Raw genomic sequence first — 19,125 nt, 5'->3', positions numbered from 1 at the left:
AGGGTTGAGAGGAAATCAAGAACTGAGCGGCAGGGTGTCCCGGCAGCGTTTCCGCGGGACGCAACCTGATGCTTGATCCGCTGTGTTGGCGTCCGCCTATTGGTTCCGGTCAGCCATGACGCCGCCATCGACGTCCCAGACGGCGCCGGCGCCATCGGTTCCTCCTCGTCGGGTTCGGTTACGGCTGCGGATCGCACAGGCGCCCGCACGCCTCGCGGCCCGGCTTCGACCTGATCCCGCCGATCGGCGGAGGCCCTGAGTGCCTCGGTCTACCGCTGCACGCGACGGGTCTCGGCTGGCGCCTTGGGCGCCGGGATCTCCGGGAATGTGCTGCCGTCCGACCAAATCACTTCTCGCGCCAATCCAGTGCGTCGCCTCTAAGCGATTTACAGGAAGAGACTTACGGCGACTGCGACCGAGCCGGCTGCGAGACGAAATGTCGTCAATACGCGAAAACTCGTAGGCGCATGACGAGATATCGTAATGCGCTGAATGGCCGCCCGACCCAGTCCAAGGCCGAGGGCAACAGACGACCCCAAGGCCAGCCGAGCGGCGGGCGGAGCGCGCCGGCGGCGGGCTCGCCAGCCGACTCAGCGGCCGGCCAAACGCAGCGCCTTCAGACGCGAGTTGAGCGTGGTCGGCTTCACCCCGAGCAGCTCGGCGGCGCCGCCGGGGCCCGACACCTTGCCGCCGGCGGCCGCCAGCGCGCGGCGGAGGTTGGCGCGCTCCAGATCGCGTAGCTGGGCCTCGGTTAGCACCTGGGCCTCGGTCTGCTCCGGGGAGCCGTCCGGCGCCGGGGGGGCGGCCGGCGTGTCGGCGCGCCCTTGTAGGTCGATCCGCAGCGGACCGCCCCGCGACAGGATCACCCCGCGTTCGACCACGTGCTGCAGCTCGCGCACGTTGCCCGGCCAATCGTACCGCCGCAGTTGCTGGGCGGCCGCCTTGGTGAGCCGGGGCGCGTCGACGCCGAAGCGCTGGGCGGCCTGCCTGAGGAAGTGCTCGGCGAGCACCGTGATGTCCTCGCGCCGGTCGCGGAGCGGCGGCAGCTCGATCGGGAACACGCTCAACCGGTAGTAGAGGTCCTCGCGGAAACGGCCCCGCCGCGACTCCTCCCGGAGGTCGCGGTTCGTCGCGGCGATGACACGCACGTCGACCTTGCGCGTGCGTTCTTCGCCGACGCGTTCGATCTCGCCCTCTTGCAGCACGCGCAGCAGCTTGCTCTGAAGGTCGAGCGGGACCTCGCCGACCTCATCGAGGAACAGCGTGCCGCCGTCGGCCAACTCGAAACGGCCCGTCCGGTCGCGCAACGCGCCGGTGAACGCCCCCTGCACGTGGCCGAAGAACTCGCTCTCGAAGAGCTCGCGCGGGACGGCCGCGCAGTTGACTTTGATCAGCGGGCGGTCGGCCCGGTCGCTGCGGCGGTGCAGCTCCCTTGCGACCAGCTCCTTGCCGGCCCCGCTCTCGCCGAGGATCAGAACGGTCGAGTCGGTGGGCGCGACCAGGTCGATCTGCTGGCTCACGTTCCGCAACGCGGGGCTGGCGCCGAGCATCTCGCCGAAGCCTTGCTCGGCGGCGACCTCTTGCTGCAGGTACTCGTTCTCTTCTTCGAGTTTGGTCCGCAGCCGCTGGACCTCCTCCCAAGCGTGCGTGTGCGCGATCGCGACCGCCGCGTGGTCGGCGATCATCCGCAGCCAGTCGAGGCACGCCGCCCCGATCCGCACCCGGCTGAACACGCCGAGCACGCCGAGCACCATGCCGTGGTGGCTCAGCGGCTGGCCCGCGAAGCCGATGATCCCTTCGGCGCGCACCCACTCGGGCTCGGCGATCCACGGCGGGAGCTGGGCCATGTCCGGCGCTTCGATCGCTTCGCCGGTCATCGCGATCCGGCCGACCTTCCTCACGCCGATCGGGAACCGCCGGAAGCGACCGTCGACCCGCGACAGGTCGCGCCCCGGCTCGGCGAGCGATCGCCCGTTGCTCGCCACCAGGTGCAGGCACCGCGTCTGGTCGGGGCACTCCGACCGCATCAAGCAGGACTCGCACCCTGCCCCGGGACGCACCAGCCAGAGCCTGACCAGCGCGACCGCCGGGGAATCGCCGATCCGCGAAACCAACAGGTCGAGCAACTCGGGCAGCTCGCGCTGCTGCGCGAGGTCCAGCAACAGCCGCTTCGGATCGGCGAAGAGCGGCGTCATCTCGGGCGGGGAGTTCATGAGAGAAGCGTAGCGACATTTCGTTGATCGCCTACGAATTCTCGCCAAATTGCGAAATCTCGTGCCGCTGGCTGGCTGCCTAAAATCGCCGCAAAACATTTAATTCAAACGACTTATGAACGAACTCCGAGAAGTGGCGCGGGAAGTGATTAGGGCGGGGCACAGCGAGCCAACGAGCTCAACATTCTCCCCTCTACCCGATGGAGCCCCAGCCATGTCCCGCCTGCCCCAGATCGCGCCCGAACAAGCGACCCCGTCCCAAGCCGAGCTGCTCTCGGCGGTGAAGGGCAAGCTGGGCCGCGTGCCCAACCTGTTCCGCGCGTTGGCCAATTCGCCCGCCGCCCTGCGGGGGTACCTCGACTTCTCGGCCGCGATCGGCGCGGGCGAGGGGCTCACCGCGCAGCAGCGTGAGATCGTCGCGTTGGCGGTCGGCGAGGCCAACGGCTGCGAGTACTGCCTCGCGGCCCACTCGACCATCGGCAAGATGGTCGGCCTGTCGCCCGAGGCGATCGAAGCGGCCCGTCGCGGCGAGGGGACCGACGAAGCGGGCCGCGCGGTCGCGCGGTTCGCCGGTGCGGTGCTCGGCTCGCGCGGCCGCGTGCCCGACGCCGAGTTGGACGCGTTCCGCGCCGCGGGCTTCGGCGACGACGCGGTCGCCGAGGTCGTCGCGCACGTCGCGCTGAACGTGTACACGAACTACTTCAACAACCTGGTCGGGACCGACGTCGACTTCCCGGCCGCCGCGCCGCTGTCGGCCCAGCAGCCCGACCACGCCGCGTGCGCCGCCGGCGCTTGCAGCGTTTGACGCCAGCGGCCCCGCGCCGGCCCGGCCGCCGGCGCGGGGCCTTCTTTTGCCTCCCCCTTCACCGGAACGCAGTCATGACGAGCCCCTCAGCGATCCGCCCGCCGTTCACCCGAGAAACCGCCGCGGCCAAGGTCCGCGCCGCCGAAGACGCGTGGAACTCGCGCGACCCGCACCGCGTGTCGCTCGCGTACAGCGAGGACTCGACGTGGCGCAACCGCGACCGGTTCCTCCAAGGCCGCGAGCAGATCCGCCGGTTCCTCGCCGGCAAGTGGGAGAAGGAACTCGACTACCGCCTGATGAAAGACCTCTGGACTCACGACGGCAACCGGATCGCCGTCCGCTTCCAGTACGAGTACCGCGACCCTAGCGGCCAGTGGTGGCGCGCGTACGGCAACGAGCTGTGGGAGTTCGACGCCGAGGGCCTGATGCGGCGCCGCGAGGCGAGCATCAACGACCTGGCGATCGCCGAGTCGCAGCGGAAGTTCCACTGGCCGCTCGGCGAGCCCCGCCCCGCGGAGCCGGAAGTTGTGCTCTGCGTCGCTTAAGGCGAGTCCCCCTACCTACGTACACCCCCCCTCGCCCGTCCCGCCGACGGGCAACCAAGGAGAAAACCATGTTCGCCAAGACCGCACGCAAGAGCTGGCTGCCCGTTCTCATCGCGCTGGTCGCGGCGCCGTTGTCGGCGCCCTCGAAGGCGGCCGAACCGGCCATCCGTTACCGGACCGTGGAGGTGGACGGCCTCGAGATCTTCTACCGCGAAGCGGGCCCCGCCGACGCGCCGACCGTGCTGCTGCTGCACGGCTTCCCGACCTCGTCGCACATGTTCCGCGACCTGATCCCCCGGCTCGCGGAGAAGTATCACGTCGTCGCGCCGGACTACCCGGGGTACGGCTACAGCTCCGCTCCCTCGGTGGAGGAGTTCGACTACACGTTCGACAACTTGGCCGGCGTCGTCACAAGATTCATCGACAAGGTGGGTCTGGAGCGGTACTCGTTGTACCTGATGGACTACGGCGCGCCCGTTGGCTTCCGGATCGCAGCGGCGGCGCCGGAGCGTGTTGACTCGCTGATCATCCAGAACGGCAACGCGTACGACGAGGGGATCGACAACGAGTTTTGGGCGCCGGTCAAGAAGTACTGGGCCGACCGCAGCCCCGTCAACGGCGACGCCCTGCGGAGCCTGCTGACCCTCGACGCCACGAAGTGGCAGTACACGCACGGCGTCCGCGACGTCGAAGCGATCAGCCCCGACACGTGGGACCACGTGCAGCCGCTGCTGGACCGCCACGGCAACCAAGAGATCCAGCTCGCCCTGTTCTACAGCTACGGCAGCAACCCGCCGCTGTACCCTCAGTGGCAGGAGTACCTGCGGACCCACCAGCCGCCCACGCTCATCGTGTGGGGCAAGAACGACGCAATCTTCCCCGACGCCGGCGCGTACCCCTACAAGAGGGACCTGAAGGACCTCGAATTCCACCTCTTCGACACGGGCCACTTCGCGTTGGAAGAGGACGGCGCCGAGATCGCCCGGATGATGCGGGACTTCTTGGACCGCAAGGTCAGCCGCTAACGGGCAGCCGCCCGCCGCTCCTCCGACCGGGGGGGCGGCGGGCGGATTCGTTCTTGGGGCGCGGACCCGCTGCGCCGAACGCGGTCCATCAGCGTGGCCAAACCACGGATCCCGCCGCCCGCGCCGTGCGAGAATCAACAGATTTGCCCCCCCGACCCGATCGGCGCGTACGGGCGCCCGGCCAGCGCGGTGTAACGAAACCCGAACCCGAGGCGGGCCGACGACTTAGCGGGGGTTTTTTTACAGGTTTCGTTACAAACGAGGGGATGGGTGCGCGGTGTTGCGTTTGTTTCAAAACAGCGTGCCGACGAAAGAAGGTCCGACCGGGCTATGCGTGGGTCACCTCGGACAAGTGTGGATTCGGACCTCAACGCGGACAACAACAACGGGGCGTCGGGGCTCGAGCGAGACCTTTCGGAATCACCCCTCAGAATACAGCTTGGTGAGCCCCTCCCGTTTTCGCCGTCGCGTCGGTCCTCGCCCTCCGATGGGATCGACGCGACGGCGGAAACGGGTGGGGCGGCCCCCTCTTGTCGAGCCCGAGCCGAGGGAATGACACCCACGGCAATCCCGGATAGATCAAAAAAAGGCCGGGCGGCAGCCCCCACCCCAAGGGCTGCCGCCCGACCCGATAGGCCGAACGACGAGCAAGCCGCCCGAGCGGCTAGCGGCGGCGGAACAGCCAGGCGCCGCCGACAGAGAGCAGCAGCGCCGCGGCCGAGGGCTCGGGCGTGGCGGCGGCCGACGCGCCGCCGGCGCCGTAGTTGCTCGCCCAGAGGTCGTAGCCCGCTTGCGAGCTGTCGGGCGAATCGCCGTCGCGCCAGACCGTGTAGTCGGCGGCGTCGACCAGGCCGTCGTTGTTGTAGTCGCCAGCCAATCCGACGGACTCCGATCCGAGGCCGATCAGCACGACGTCGTTGCCGGAGCCGGGGCCGAGGATCGTGCCGACGACGCTGTTGTCGGCGTCGGTCCAGCTGATGTCGCCGGTGTAGGAGATCGACCAGTCGTATCGGGTCCCGCCGAACATCGCCGAGACGGTGTCCCCTTCCATGTAGTAGGTCGAGCCATCGGCCGAAGCGAAGATCTGATCGTTCACGCCGTCGTTGTCGATGTCGCCGAAGCCGTTGATGACCCCGCCGTTGTCGCCGAAGCCGATGTCGAAGTTGACGTCGAACAAGCCCAGGTCGAGCGGCACGCCGCCGCCGTCGACCATCGGGGCCTCCTCGAGGCTGAGCACCAGCCGCGACGAGAGGATGCCGCCGGTCGACGCTTCGACGCCGTTGTTGAGCGTCAGGTTGCGGCCGACCTGCACGGGCCGCGTGCCGCCGTTCTCGAGGCGGAACTCGGTGATCGCGACGCCGCGGTCGACGCCGTTGGGGTCTTGGCCCTCGGTGAACACGCCGTCCTCGGATCCCCGGTAGGAGATCGAGCTGTAGTCCCACACGCGGATGTGGCCGGCCTCGCCGTTGCCGACGATAAAGCGGTTCACCCCCGACGGGCCGGTGCCGCCGCGGCCATGGCCCAAGCGGATGCCGGTCCCGCCTTCGAGGGCGGCCTCCAGCGTGCCCCCGTAGTAGCCGTACACGCCGTTGCCCCAGCCGGACGACTCAGACAGGCCGATGTCGAGGTTCGTCAGCGGCAGCCGCACGCGGCCGCCGAGCTGGTTGATGCGACCCTCGTTTTGGTTCTGGGCGGTGCTCCCCGAGCGGCCGATGATCGTGGTGTTCTCGAGCACGAGGTCGCCGCTCTTGATCGTGATGAGGTTCTGGGCGGTCGTGTTCCGCGAAACGTACAAGCGGTACAAGTGCTCGGGGCCGTAGTCACGCCCCACGAAGGCCGTCGCGGAAGAGCCGGTCGGGTACTGAAGCGAGCTGGCGGCCGCGTAGTTGGGGTCGTTCACCGGGTCGTAGACGACCCCCTCGCCGGTCGTGTCCCAGGGGCCCGTGCCGTCGTTGATCTGCGCGTCGGTGGCCCGGACCGTGCCGCCGCCGTTGTCTTGCGAAGGGGGCAGCAGGTTGAAGGCGTCTTGGCTCCAGTTCTGCGGGTCGAACCACCAGTTGGTGCCCGCCTCGCCGTCCCAAGAGATAGCGGCCTGGGCCGGGGCGGTCAGCACGCCCGCGGCCGCCAGGCACAGGCAGGCCGTCAGTGATTTGGTCGGATGGATCGGTTTCAACATGCGGGGGCTCTCTCAGTCGGTGGGGTGCAGAACGCAGAAAGAAGAGGATGCAAGCTCGTCGACGCGGCGGACGCGGCGGGGCTTGCCTGGAAAGCAGCGTCTAGGGTGTAGGGGAGGTGATCGGCCCGGTCGGCGAGTGGCACGACACGCCGCCGTCGTCGAACGTGTAGATCTCCTCGCCCGCGCGGGTGGCGGCGTTGTCGAGCACGATCGGGTCGACGTCGCGGCTGATGGTCGGCACGCTGCCGTCGCACATGACGAACACCACCACGCCCGGGTGCCCCGAGCCGAAGCCCGAGTCGCCCCCTTCCTCGTCGCTGAGCGTGCAATTCTTGCAGAAGGACCTCCGCTCCGAGCCGGAGTAAGCGGGGTACTCGCCGATCGGGTAGCCCGGCAGGCTGTCGCCGTTGAAGACCTGGATGTTCTCCGAGGCGACGCGACCGACCTCTCCCATCATGAGGGTCTTGCTCGTGCCGTCGATGATCTTTGCGAAGGAGGTCACCGGGCGGAACGAGACCACTTGGCGCCCGTTGGAGCCCTGGCCGCCACGATAATTCACCGGCCGCCGCGCCTGGGGCATCGCGCCGTCGACGAACATGGCGTTGTTGCCCTGGTAGTTTCCGCGGGCGATCGGCGGGACGCCGTCGGGCGTCTGGATGAAGCAACTCGAGCTAGAGATCGGCCGGTAATCGGCGATCGAGCCGGCCCAAGGGGCGCCGGTCTGGGGGTCTCGGCGTGGGTGGCTGTGCTGGTTGTCTGCCGGGATCCGCTCGATGATCGCCCCTCCGCCGCTGGCGGCGGTCACGTCGGCGTGGTCCTGCGACGGGCAGTAGTAGGCCGCGATCTGCGCGGTGCGCATCTCGTAAGACTGGTCGTAGAAGCAGCCCAGGTCGTTGTCCCAGAGGTCGGCGACGGCCGCTTCCTCCAAGAACGGGAGGATCAACACGGCCCAGGTAGCTTGGTGATCGTCAATCCGCATCGGCGGGAGATTGCCGGTGGTGTCGTGGTAGTTGTGGGTCGCCAAGCCGATCTGCTTCATGTGGTTGATGCAGCTCGTGCGACGCGCGGCTTCCCGCGCGGCCTGGACCGCCGGCAACAGCAGCGCCACGAGGATGCCGATGATGGCGATCACCACCAACAATTCGACAAGCGTAAAGCCGCTCTGCTGCAAGGGCCGACGCGTCGTCGTGACCGTGAACGCCATCGCGGTGCCTCACTAGAAGATAAGCCGACGCCCGGTCGTCCAGACGCCAACCGCATCCGGTGGGTGACCGGGGCGTGGCGCGGCTGGTCGACGGGGCAGCCCGTCGCCTCGATCGCGTTATCGCACGGCGCCTTGGGGGGCGCCGCCGCGGAGGGACACAACCGAGGAGAAACGTTGAAAAGGGGTGGTGCAGAGGGCCGGATCAGCCGTCACTCAGACGAGTATCGCAGCAGCCCAGCCTCCGCTGGGGCCTATCTTATCTGCAACCCGGTTTGCGTTTGTCGGGACTCTTTGCAAAGCAATCCGCAATCTACGCAAACAGGGCGACGGCTCGCCATGACCCGTCTCGCGGCGCCGTCGACACTGGGATCTCAGGCTCCTGACCACGGGGTCACGGCCCCGACGCACAGGCGCCAAGGCTGCAAAGGATTCGCCGCTGGTTGCAAAGAGGGGGCGTTGAAGGCCGATTCAGGCCCGACTAGCCTTGACCCTGGCGATCCACTCAGCGCCGCCGGCGAGGGCCGGCGTGCTAGCACGTCGCCTGCTTTTCACCGTTGCTCAGTCGCTCGTCGCCCGTCCAGCAGAGCGCTCGCCCAGCCGCGAGGCGGTCTCTGGATCGACCCTCTCGTCCCCCAGCGGGCGAACAGACGCTTGAGCAGCCTCGATTACCCTGGCTTATCTCACCCGGCGATCCTCACCCTTGAATCCGCACCCGCGGAGGAGCGAGTCTCATGACCTGGCGACCGTTGCGACAACTGTTCTCTCGAACTCCCACCTTCCTGCTGCCGGCTTGCGTCGCTTCCCTAGCGTGCCTCCAGGGGATGGCCCTCGCCGAGACGATCGGCGTGGCCGACGACACCTGGGTGCGTGAAGACAACGCCGACAGCAACCGCAACGGCAACGACGAGATGAACGCCAGGACCGACCTGGACGGCGACGACAACGACGTCATCCTCCTCCGCTTCCCCACCGCCGGCCTGCCCGCCGGGGTGTCGGACGTTTCGCTCAACCTCTTCTGGCAACGCAACGACAGCAGCACGGCGAACGAACTGAAGCTCTACGGCCTCAACGAATCGGACCCGGACGAGACCCTCTGGGACGAAGAGACCGTCACCTACAACAACGCGCCGGGCCTGATCCCGGACGGCGTCGACCCGACGGCCGAACTCGGCGGCGGCGCGTCGTTCGACGAGATCCAGGACCTGGACGTCGCGAACCTGACGCTGCTGGTCGCCAGCCAGCCGTACGGGCCGCAAGAAATCAACGAGCCCTACTCGTTCTCTAGCGCCGCCCTCGACGCGTTCCTCAACGCGGACACCAACGGCGAGGTCACCTTCCTGATCCTCCGCGCCAACGAGAGCACCAGCGGCAACCAAGCCCGCTTCTGGCCGAAGGAGTCGGGCCCCGGCGCGACGCTCACCTTCGTGCCCGAGCCGGGCACGGCGGGCCTGGTGTTGCTCGCCGGGCTAGCGGCTGTGCGGCGGTCGCGTTGAAGCCCGCCGAACGCCGACTCTGACGCGTCTATCGGGCCGGGCGGGAGCGACTTGCCGTTCCCGCCCGGCCCCCTTTTTTTCGTTGCACGACTCACGTTGAAGCGAATCATGCTGGGCAACCCTTCCCGAACGCCGGTCGGCCTCGCTCGGCCGCTCGCCGCCCGCTTGGCGGCGCTTGCTTGCTGTGCGCTGGCCGTCGTCGGCGCCCGGGCGGACGAGCCGCCGGCGTTCCCCGGCGCGGTGGGGCAAGGGGCCGCGTCGGTCGGGGGCCGCGGCGGCGTGGTCTACCACGTCACGACGCTCGAAGACTACGCGCCGCACAAGGGCGAAGAGAAAATCGAAGGCAGCTTCCGCCACGCGCTCCGCGCGGAGATCGGGCCGCGGACGATCGTCTTCGACGTGTCGGGCGTGATCCACCTCCGCGAGCCGATCCAGATCCAGAAGGACCGCGTCACCGTCGCCGGGCAGACCTCGCCGGGCGGCATCACGCTGCTGGGCTACCCGCTCGAGGTGTCCGGCGCCAAGGACGTCGTCGTGCGGCACCTGCGTGTCCGCTGCGGCGACCTGCACGCGCGGCCCGAGGGGACCACGCTCGGCAAGTCCCGGCCGAGCAACGGCGACCTGGAGGGCTCTTCGGCCAACGCGGTGCACATCGGGAACGGCGCTGAGCGGGTGATCTTCGACCACGTTTCCGCGACGTGGGGCATCGACGAGACCCTCTCGGTCACCAAGGCGCGGGATGTCACGGTGCAGAACTGTCTGATCGCCGAGGCGCTCGACGAGTCGCTCCACGCCAAGGGCGCGCACGGCTACGGCACGCTCGTACGCGGCGCCCTCACCGCCGAGGACCAACGCGCCTGCCGCGGCGGCTACACCTTCTACGGCAACCTTTGGGCGCACAACCGAGCGCGGAACCCGTCGATCGCCGGCGCCCAGTCGCTAGAGAAGGGCGCGCCGGAGTCGCAGCGCCGCCGGACCGACGTGAACCTGGTGAACTGCGTGGTCTACGACTGGGGCGACCAAGCGACCCACCGCAGCCAGCTCGGCATGGTCCGGTTGAACCTGATCGGCAACTACTTCGTCGTCGGTCCGTCGAAGGCGGCGGAGTACTTCTTCCGCGGCGGGGGGAACCGGCCCGGCTACGACAGCTCCCCGACCGAGGTCTACCACCGGGGCAACTACTTCGACGCGGACCAGAACAAACGGCACGACGGCCGTGCCGTCGCATCGCGGGAGCAAGTGGCGAGCGGTTTCCGCCACCTGGACGACGACGACTCGCTCCGCAGCGACGGCGAGCCGTTCTGCTTCTACGACCAGCCGCTCGCCGAAGCGACCCAGCCCGCCGAAGTGGCCTACGAGAAGGTCTGCCAGGGCGTCGGCGCGAGCCTCTGGCGCGACGCGATCGACACCCGCATCTTGCGTACGCTTGAGCAGCGAAGCGGCCGTGTGATCGACTCGCAGGAATCGCTCCGCGGCGACGACGGCGCCCTGGCCGGCGTCGACGACCTGCCCGAGCGCCGCCGCAACGACGGCTTCGACCGCGACCGCGACGGCATCGCCGACGCGTTCGAGCTCCGCCACGGGCTGGACCCCAGCGACCCGTCGGACGCCGACCAGACCGCCCTAGCCGAGTCCCTCGGGCTAGCCGGTTTCACCAACCTCGAAGCCTACCTGCACACGCTGACCTCGCCGGACGCGATCCCGCAGCCCTCAGCCGCGCAGTAGAAGAAAGCCCGCTGGCGGCCAGCCAGCCCACGGAACAGAGTTCCTACGACGAGCCCTCCATGCGACTCTCGATGTTGAAGAGCCTACCGGCCACCGCTGCGCTTTCGGCGGCCCTCCTCGCGGCGACCGGCGCCGCTTCGGCCGCGGCCGAGTACTTCATCGCCCCCGGCGGGAGCAACGCGGGCTCCGGCGCGATCGACGCGCCTTGGGGAACGTTCGACTACGCGATCGGTCGGCTGGACCCTGGCGACACGCTGTACGTGCGCGGGGGGGAGTACAGCCTCGGCTCGATGGTCAGGTTCCGCAGCAGCGCAGCCGGCTCGGCCGCCGCGCCGGTCCGGGTCTGGGCCTACGCCGACGAGGCGCCGGTGCTCGACTTCTCTTCGATGTCCAACGGCCTGTGGGGCTCCTCTAGCGGGCGGGGCATCCAGATCGACCAGGGCGCCGACTGGCTGCACCTGCGCGGCCTGACGATCCAGAACGCGCGCGACAACGGCCTGTGGAGCGGCGCCAACCGGGGCGTGTTCGAGCGGATGGTCACCCGATGGAACGGCGACTCGGGGCTGCAGCTCAGCGGGACCGCGTCGCACAACCTGATCCTCAACGCCGACTCGTACGAGAATTACGACCCGTCGAACAACGGCGAGAACGCCGACGGGTTCGCGATCAAGTTCGAGGACCTCGGCCCGGGCAACGTGGTGCGCGGCGCGCGGGCGTGGGGCAACTCCGACGACGGCTGGGACATGTGGGAGTCGACCGACGGCGGCGTGCTGGTCGAGGACTCGTGGGCCTTCGACAACGGCAGGCTGATCGATCGGTTCTACGACGTCGATGCGCTGGAACAAAACGACCTCACGCCCAGCTCGTTCAACGGCGACGGCAACGGCTTCAAGCTCGGCCAAGACGGCGGCCCCCACGTGCTGAACCGTGTGGTCGTGTGGGACAACCAGGTCCGCGGGATCGACGTCAACGGCAACGGCTTCGGCGTGGCGGTGAACAACGCGACGGTCTTCAACTCGGGACGCAACTGGCAGTTCGACGAGGAGTCGTTCGAGACCCTCAACCAGCACGAGCTGACCAACAACGTCAGCCTGCTCGGGCGGAACTCGGACCGGTTCGACTCCGGCGTAGACGACGGGTTCAACACGTGGAACGGCATCCCGGCCAGCGCGGCGGACTTCCTCTCGCTCGACGACGCGATCGCCCGCGGCCCGCGGAACGCCGATGGCAGCCTGCCCTCCAGCGACTTCTTGCGCCTGGCGCCCGGCAGCAACCTGATCGACGCGGGCAAGAACGTCGGCCTGCCGTTCAGCGGCCTGGCGCCCGACCTGGGCGCGTACGAGAGCGGCCTGCTGGGGGACTACAACAGCGATGGCCGGCTGGACGCGGCCGACTACACGCTGTGGCGCGACGGCCTCGGCGAGGGGTTCCTGCCGGGCGACTACGGGGTCTGGGCCAGCCGCTTCGACCCCGTCGGCCCGCCCGCCGCCACCACGCCCGAACCGGCCGGCGGCGTGCTGGCGGCTCTTGGGGTTTCGCTCGTCGTGACTCGAGGCGCCGCGGCTGGTCGCGCCGGCCGGCGGCGGGGGGCACACGACCACAACGCGCGAAGCTGAGTCTTACGCTTCATCGACCGGCGGCCGATTTGTCAGCGCTCCGATTGAAGCGTCGAACGTAGTTCGGCGACGATTTTGGCGAAACGAGGGTCGTCGGCGAGGTTGTGATCTTCGCTCTCGTCGGTCTCGTGGTCGTAGAGCATGTGCTGGGCTACGCCGCTCTTTTCCGGGTAGACGGAGTAGCGGTAGCGGTCGGTGCGGATGGTCTCGCCGGTGTGGAATCGCCCGACGGCCCATCGCCGGGGTCGCGCAGCCGGGTCGCGCAGCGTCGGAACGAGGCTCACGCCCGGCAGACCTGCTGGCGGTCGGACGCCGCACAGCTGGCACACCGTCGGGTAGATATCGACGAACTCGACCAGCGTGTCGTGCGCTTGGTCGCCGTTGAAGCCCGACAGCGTCGGCGCGGCGATCAGCAGCGGGGTGCGCATCGAGGTCTCGAACAGGCAGTGTTTGCACCACATGCCGTGCTCGCCCAGGTTCCAGCCGTGGTCGCCGAGCAGGAGCACCACCGTGTTGCGGGCGGCGCCGCTGTGCTCCAGTTGGTCGAGGACTTTCCCGATCTGCGCGTCGACGAACTCGACGCACGCGCGGTAGCCCGCGATCAGCCGCCGCGCGGTGTCGCGGTCGACCTGGCCCCGACGCGGGATGCCGGCGTACGCTCGCAGTTCGCCCCAGTTGGTGAAGGCCGCGGCTGGCGCCGAGGGCCTCGTGTCAAAGTTGTCAGGCAGCGCGATCGCTGCGGGGTCGTGGCCCTCCCAGTAAGCCTCGGGCGCGACGAACGGCAGGTGGGGCTTCCAGAACCCGGCCGCGATGAAGAACGGCTGCTCCGCACCGGCGAGGCGGCGGATCGCGTCGCACGCAGCGGCGGCGACGTGGCCGTCAGGCAGCTGCTGATCGTCGACCGGCGCGACCTCCCACGGCGGGCCGCGGCGGCCGTCCTCGGCCGCCTCGGTCGCGAGCCGACGGTTGTCGGGCGTGGTGTAGGCGGCGCCACGGCCCGCCGGCGAGGCGTAAGCCATCTTGCCACGAGGCCGGGAGTTTTCGTCCCAGCCATCGGCGTGGTCCGCCTTGACGTGGAAAACCTTGCCGATCGACACGGTGTGGTAGCCGGCCTCTTTCAGACGCTTGTGCAGCGGCTGGGCTTCGGGGGCGTCGCGGTCGGCGCGGGCGTAGTAGGTCTTGAACCGGTCCGGCGTGGCCCGGAGCCCGGTCATCACCGACGCCCTCGATGCGCCGCACACCGGCACGTTGCAATAGCCACGCTCGAACCGCACCGCACGGCGGGCGAGCCGGTCCAGGTTTGGCGTGTCGACGCTCCTCTCGCCGAAGCAGGCGATTTCTGGCCGCAGGTCGTCGACCCAGATCATCAACACGTTGGGGCGCTCTGCCGCCCGGGCGGGCCTGCACCACACGCCCCCGAGCAAAAAGGGGGTGCAGCTGAGCCAGAGGATGAGTCGGAGACGCGTCATCGGTGTGTTGCGGCGGTAGGGGCGGTCGTGCGCGGGCCGTCGTTCGAGGATCGCCCGCTAGCCGCGCTTAGCCTAGCCTAGCCGGCGCCGTAGCGGCTATCGCCACCCAGAGAGAAAAACCATGCCACATTTGGGCGCTCACATGTCGATCGCCGGCGGGCTCTACCGCGCGGTCGAGGCCGCGCACCGGGCCGGGTGCGACTGCGTTCAGCTGTTCACGAAGAACAACAACCAGTGGGCCGCCAAGGAGCTGCGGGCCGAGGACTGCGAGCGGTTCGCCGCGGCGCTGCGCGAGCTGCGCGTCGAACACCCGATCGCCCACAACTCGTACCTGATCAACCTGGCCTCGCCCGACGCGGAGCTGTGGCGCAAGTCGATCGACGCGATGGTCGTCGAGCTCCAACGGGCCGACGCGCTCGGCGTGCCGTACGTGGTCGCCCACCCCGGCGCGTACACCACCAGCAGCGAAGAGGCCGGCCTGCGCCGGATCGCGGCGGCGCTCGACGAGATCCACGCCCAGACCGGCTCGCTGAACTCGCGGGTCTTGCTAGAGACCACCGCCGGACAAGGGACGAACCTCGGCTGGCGGTTCGAGCACCTGGCCGAGATCCTCTCGCTGGCGGGGGACCCCGACCGTTTGGGCGTGTGCTTCGACACGTGCCACGTGTTCGCCGCCGGTTACGCGATGGCCGACCGCAAGGACTACCTGGCCACGATGCGCCGCCTCGACAGGACGGTCGGGTGCGACCGGGTCAAGGCGTTTCACCTGAACGACTCGCTCAAGCCGCTGGGGTCGCGCGTGGACCGGCACGCGGCGATCGGCCGCGGCGAGATGGGGCTCGAGCCGTTCCGCCACCTGCTCAACGACCGGCGGTTTCGCAGCACGCCGATGTACCTGGAAACCCCAAAAGGGGAAGAGGACGGCGTCGACTTGGACGTGGTCAACCTGCGGGCGTTGAGGGAGCTTGTGTCGGCTCGACGGTAGGACCCGCCGAACCGGCCGATCCGGACCGCCGGCTTGTAGTTTCGTTTTTGACCGGCCGGGTCGCCCGCGGTAGATTCGCTGGACAGAGGTCCCGTCGCCCCGAAGCGGCCCGCCGTGAGCGTCACGTACTACAAGCGATACCGGATGGACGCGAGCGTGCGTCGCCGGTTTGACCGGCCCCGGTTGCCGCTGGGCTACCGTTTGGTCGGCTGGTCGGACGAGTTGTTGCTCGACCACGCCGAGGCGAAGCACGCCGCGTTCCGCGACGAGGTCGACTCGCGCGTGTTCGGCTGCCTGGCCGACGAGGACGGTTGCCTGCGTCTGATGGAAGAGATCGCCGGCAAGCCGGGCTTCATGCCGCAGGCGACGTGGCTGGCCGAGCGCGCCGACGCGACCGGAGTGGCGGAGCCGGTCGGCACGATCCAGGCGGTCCGCGTCACGCCGCGGTACGGCAGCATCCAGAACGTCGGCGTGGCGCCGTCGGCGCGGGGGCTGGGGCTGGGGGCGGCGCTGGTCACCGCCGCGCTGGTGGCGTTCCGCGAAGCGGGCCTGCTGCGCGCGACCCTCGAGGTGACCGCCACCAACGCGACCGCGGTGCGGATGTACGAGTCGCTCGGCTTCGTGCGGGTCAAGACGATGTACCGCGCGGTCGAAGCGCAGTACGCGTAGCCCGTCCGCCGGCGCGGCCTCCGGGCCGCGCCCCCCACCGGCCCGCCGCCTCACCCCTCCCGGCGTCCCCCCGGCTGTCCGTGACCCTCGCAAGCCGCGGGGGGCGGTTCAGCCCGCGTCGTCCGCAAGATCGGCCCCGAACAGCCGCGCGGCGTCGCGCGGGTCGTCGAGGCTGGCGGCCATCTTCGCCAGGGCCTCGGTCTCGATCTGTCGCACGCGCTCGCGGGTCAGACCGAGCTGCTCGCCGATCTCCTTGAGGGTCTTCGGCTCAACCCCCCCGAGGCCGAACCGCAAGCGGAGGATCGTCGACTCCCGCGGCTCCATGCGGTCGAGCATCTTGAGCACGTGGCGGAGGCTGTCGGACTCGACCATCCGCTCGTCGGGCGAGAGCTGGCCCTCGTCCATGACCATGTCGCCCAGCGTCCAGCCGGCTTCGGTCTGGTCGGTCTGCGGCGTCGCGTTGTAGATCTTGATCGCCTTCTTGATGATCGGCAGCTTCTTCTTCGGCAGCCCCAGCACGCGGGCGATCTCCTCGGGGGTCGGCGTGCGGTCGAGCTCCTCGGTCAGCCGCGCCGACGCCCGCCGCCACTTGCTCAGCAGCTCGACCATGTAGGCCGGGATGCGGATCGTCTTGCCCGTGTTGATCAGCGCCCGCTTGATCGACTGCTTGATCCAGTAGCTGGCGTAGGTGCTGAAGCGGGTCCCGACCGCCGGGTCGAATCCCTCCACGGCCCGCAGCAGGCCGAGGTTGCCCTCCTCGATCAGGTCCTGCAGCCCGAGGCCCTTGCCCGCGTAGCCCCGCGCGATGTTCACCACCAGCCGCAGGTTCGCCCGGACCATCCGGTCTCGGGCGGCGAGGTCACCGTTGCCGATCGCCACGGCCAACTCCTTCTCTTCCGCGGCGGTCAACAAGCGGGTCTCGTTGATCTCGCGCAGGTAGGTCTCGAGCGGCGTTTGGACAGCCGAATCGTTCACGGCGCGTTTCTTTACGGCGGCGGGCATAGCGAGCGGGGAGCGAGCGGTTCGGGTGGGGAGGGCGCGGACCGGCGGCGGGTGCTAGCTGGTGTTATCGTTCGCCCCCGCGGCAAGCCTGCACGCATAGAGAAACCGCGCCCGCTACGCCGCTTGTGCGGGTCAGCCGCCTGAGCTGGTCGCGTGGCGCGGGGCGGCCGGGGAAACAGAAAAAGGGCGCCGCGGGTTGTCCCCGCGGCGCCCTTTGTGACGCGTTTGACGGTCGCAGCGTGTGTCCGCCCGGCCTGTCGGTCCGGCTTACTCTTGCGGCTTCTCGGCCGACTCGGAGTCGCCCTCTTCGGGCTCGCTCGGTTGGGCCGAGGGGGCCTTGAACAGCGGCCCCTCGCCCGACCCGATGCCGCCCTTGAGGTTCTCGGCCGATGCGGAAGGGGTGACCTGGGCGACGGTCGAGTCGTCGCCGGCGCCGGCCTCTTCCTCGGCCCAATCGACCCGCTTCCGGGAGAGGCCGATCTTGCGCTCGTCGGTGTCGACGCGGAGGATCTTGACCTCCATCTCGTCGCCGACGCTGCAGACCTCTTCGGGGTTCTCGATCTTCTGGTCGGACAGCTCGGACACGTGCAGCAGGCCCTCCAGGCCGTCCTCCAGGCCGACGAACACGCCGAAGTTCGTGATCTTCGTGACCTTGCCCTTGACCAGGTCGCCCGGCTGGAAGCGGTTGGGGATGTCGCTGGTCCAGGGGTCCTCGTCGAGCTGCTTCATGCCCAGCGCGATCCGGCGCCGCTCGGTGTCGACCGAGAGGATCTTGCACTTGAGCATCTGGCCCTTCTCGACGACCTCGCTCGGGTGGCTGACCTTGCGCGTCCAGCTCATGTCGGACACGTGCAGCAGCCCGTCGATGCCCTCCTCGATCTCGATGAACGCGCCGTAGTTGGTCAGGTTCCGCACGCGGCCCTCCACGTCGGCGCCCGGCGGGTAGCGGTCAGCGACCTTGTCCCACGGGTTGTCCTGCGTCTGCTTCATGCCCAAGGAGATCTCTTGCTTCTCCTTGTTGATGCCGAGCACGACGACCTCGACCTCGTCGTCGACCTGCACCAGCTCGCTCGGGTGGCTGATCCGCTTCGTCCAGCTCATCTCCGAGATGTGCACGAGGCCCTCGATGCCGTCCTCGAGCTTCACGAACGCGCCGTAGCTCATCACGTTGACGACCTGGCCCTTCACGCGGGTGCCGACCGGGTAGGTGGTGGGGACCTTCTCCCACGGGCTCGGGGACTTCTGCTTCAGGCCCAGCGCGATCTTCTCACGCTCGTAGTCGATGTGGAGGACCATCACCTCCAGCTCGTCCTCGATCTTGACCATCTCGCTCGGGTGCGAGATGCGGCCCCAGCTCATGTCGGTGATGTGCAGCAGGCCGTCGATGCCGCCCAGGTCGACGAACGCGCCGAAGTCGGCGATGTTCTTCACCACGCCCTTGCGGACGTCGCCCACGGCGAGGGTCTTGAGCAGCTCGGCCTTCTTCTTCGCGCGCTCTTGCTCGATCAGGCTGCGGCGGCTGACGACGATGTTGCGGCGTTCCTCGTCGATCTTGAGAACCATGCACTGGATCTCTTTGCCGATGTACTCGCCGATGTCGTGCGGCCGCCGGATGTCGACCTGGCTGGCCGGCAGGAACACGTTCACGCCGATGTCGACCAACAGGCCGCCCTTGATCTTGCGGATCACCGAGCCGCTCACGACGTCCCCCTCTTGGACGTCCGACATGACGCTCATCCACTGCTCGATCCGCTCCGCCTTGCGCTTGGAGAGGACCAGCATGCCACGGTCGTCGTGCCGGCCGATGACGTCTTCCACGTCCTCCACGAGCACGCGGATGATGTCGCCCGGCTCGGGCGGCGGCTCGGGCTCGGGCGTCTCTTGCGGCTCTATCTCCGTGGCTTCGGGGTCGTGCCCGTACGGGTCCTCCTCGATCTCCGGCTCCCACTCCGACAACGGGATGAGGCCTTCGCTCTTGTAGCCGACGTCGACGACCACGTACTCGTTGTCGACGCGGATCACCCGCCCCTCAACGATCTGGTTGATCGACACGTCCTCGCCCTCGAGCCAGGCGGACTCGTCGATCGCGTCCTCGGCGCCCATCACGGCGACCAAGTCCTCGTCGGAAACGTCGTACTCGTGCAGCAGATTTCGGTTGACCATAAAGATTCGGGCCGACACTCCCGGCGATCCAGCGC

At 68.8% G+C, this 19,125-nt stretch carries 14 protein-coding genes; 8 read left to right on the top strand and 6 right to left on the bottom strand.

The window, feature by feature from the left end:
* Window positions 1-590 precede the first annotated feature (590 nt).
* A complete protein-coding gene (locus RIC11_RS13245; protein ID WP_350211999.1) occupies window positions 591-2,213 on the bottom strand; it encodes a sigma-54-dependent Fis family transcriptional regulator in 1,623 nt (540 codons plus the stop codon).
* 214 nt (window positions 2,214-2,427) lie between these two features.
* Here RIC11_RS13245 and RIC11_RS13240 point away from each other — a divergent pair, with 214 nt between their 5' ends.
* From RIC11_RS13240 to RIC11_RS13230, 3 genes are all read left to right on the top strand, one after another.
* Complete coding sequence (locus RIC11_RS13240) at window positions 2,428-3,018, top strand: carboxymuconolactone decarboxylase family protein (RefSeq protein ID WP_350211998.1); 591 nt, start codon at window positions 2,428-2,430, stop codon at window positions 3,016-3,018.
* Between the two features lie 74 nt (window positions 3,019-3,092).
* Complete coding sequence (locus RIC11_RS13235; RefSeq protein ID WP_350211996.1) at window positions 3,093-3,563, top strand: nuclear transport factor 2 family protein; 471 nt, start codon at window positions 3,093-3,095, stop codon at window positions 3,561-3,563.
* 68 nt (window positions 3,564-3,631) lie between these two features.
* The gene (locus RIC11_RS13230) at window positions 3,632-4,588 is read left to right on the top strand and encodes an alpha/beta fold hydrolase (protein WP_350211994.1); all 957 of its coding nucleotides are present in this window, start codon (window positions 3,632-3,634) and stop codon (window positions 4,586-4,588) included.
* A 664-nt stretch (window positions 4,589-5,252) separates the two neighbouring features.
* Here RIC11_RS13230 and RIC11_RS13225 read toward each other — a convergent pair.
* Together RIC11_RS13225 and RIC11_RS13220 are read right to left on the bottom strand one after the other, a co-directional pair.
* Complete coding sequence (locus RIC11_RS13225) at window positions 5,253-6,764, bottom strand: PEP-CTERM sorting domain-containing protein (RefSeq protein ID WP_350211992.1); 1,512 nt, start codon at window positions 6,762-6,764, stop codon at window positions 5,253-5,255.
* Between the two features lie 100 nt (window positions 6,765-6,864).
* Window positions 6,865-7,968, bottom strand: coding sequence for a DUF1559 family PulG-like putative transporter (locus tag RIC11_RS13220; RefSeq protein WP_350211990.1), 1,104 nt, complete (start codon window positions 7,966-7,968; stop codon window positions 6,865-6,867).
* Window positions 7,969-8,699: 731 nt separating this feature from the next.
* On the opposite strand from RIC11_RS13220, the gene RIC11_RS13215 reads away from it, so the two are divergent.
* The 3 genes from RIC11_RS13215 (at window position 8,700) to RIC11_RS13205 (ending at window position 12,802) form a co-directional block, all read left to right on the top strand.
* The gene (locus RIC11_RS13215; protein ID WP_350211988.1) at window positions 8,700-9,461 is read left to right on the top strand and encodes a DNRLRE domain-containing protein; all 762 of its coding nucleotides are present in this window, start codon (window positions 8,700-8,702) and stop codon (window positions 9,459-9,461) included.
* Window positions 9,462-9,557: 96 nt separating this feature from the next.
* The gene (locus RIC11_RS13210) at window positions 9,558-11,186 is read left to right on the top strand and encodes a pectate lyase family protein (RefSeq protein WP_350211986.1); all 1,629 of its coding nucleotides are present in this window, start codon (window positions 9,558-9,560) and stop codon (window positions 11,184-11,186) included.
* A gap of 59 nt (window positions 11,187-11,245) precedes the next feature.
* Window positions 11,246-12,802 (top strand): right-handed parallel beta-helix repeat-containing protein, encoded by a 1,557-nt coding sequence (locus tag RIC11_RS13205; protein ID WP_350211984.1) that lies wholly within the window; start codon window positions 11,246-11,248, stop codon window positions 12,800-12,802.
* 32 nt (window positions 12,803-12,834) lie between these two features.
* Here the strand turns inward: RIC11_RS13205 and RIC11_RS13200 are convergent, their stop codons facing one another.
* Complete coding sequence (locus tag RIC11_RS13200; RefSeq protein WP_350211982.1) at window positions 12,835-14,271, bottom strand: sulfatase; 1,437 nt, start codon at window positions 14,269-14,271, stop codon at window positions 12,835-12,837.
* A 121-nt stretch (window positions 14,272-14,392) separates the two neighbouring features.
* On the opposite strand from RIC11_RS13200, the gene RIC11_RS13195 reads away from it, so the two are divergent.
* On the top strand, window positions 14,393-15,256 hold the full coding sequence (locus RIC11_RS13195; protein ID WP_350211980.1) for a deoxyribonuclease IV: 864 nt from the start codon (window positions 14,393-14,395) through the stop codon (window positions 15,254-15,256).
* 114 nt (window positions 15,257-15,370) lie between these two features.
* On the top strand, window positions 15,371-15,925 hold the full coding sequence (locus tag RIC11_RS13190) for a GNAT family N-acetyltransferase (protein ID WP_350211978.1): 555 nt from the start codon (window positions 15,371-15,373) through the stop codon (window positions 15,923-15,925).
* Between the two features lie 108 nt (window positions 15,926-16,033).
* Here the strand turns inward: RIC11_RS13190 and RIC11_RS13185 are convergent, their stop codons facing one another.
* Both RIC11_RS13185 and RIC11_RS13180 read right to left on the bottom strand, forming a co-directional pair.
* A complete protein-coding gene (locus RIC11_RS13185) occupies window positions 16,034-16,927 on the bottom strand; it encodes a sigma-70 family RNA polymerase sigma factor (protein WP_350211976.1) in 894 nt (297 codons plus the stop codon).
* 267 nt (window positions 16,928-17,194) lie between these two features.
* Window positions 17,195-19,090 carry a 30S ribosomal protein S1 gene (locus RIC11_RS13180; RefSeq protein WP_350211974.1) on the bottom strand — a complete coding sequence of 632 codons (1,896 nt, stop codon included), beginning with the start codon at window positions 19,088-19,090 and terminating at the stop codon, window positions 17,195-17,197.
* Window positions 19,091-19,125: the final 35 nt, after the last annotated feature.

It is taken from the genome of Botrimarina sp., assembly GCF_040219535.1.
In the GTDB taxonomy this organism is placed as follows: domain Bacteria; phylum Planctomycetota; class Planctomycetia; order Pirellulales; family Lacipirellulaceae; genus Botrimarina.
This window is presented reverse-complemented; position numbering and strand designations above follow the sequence as displayed.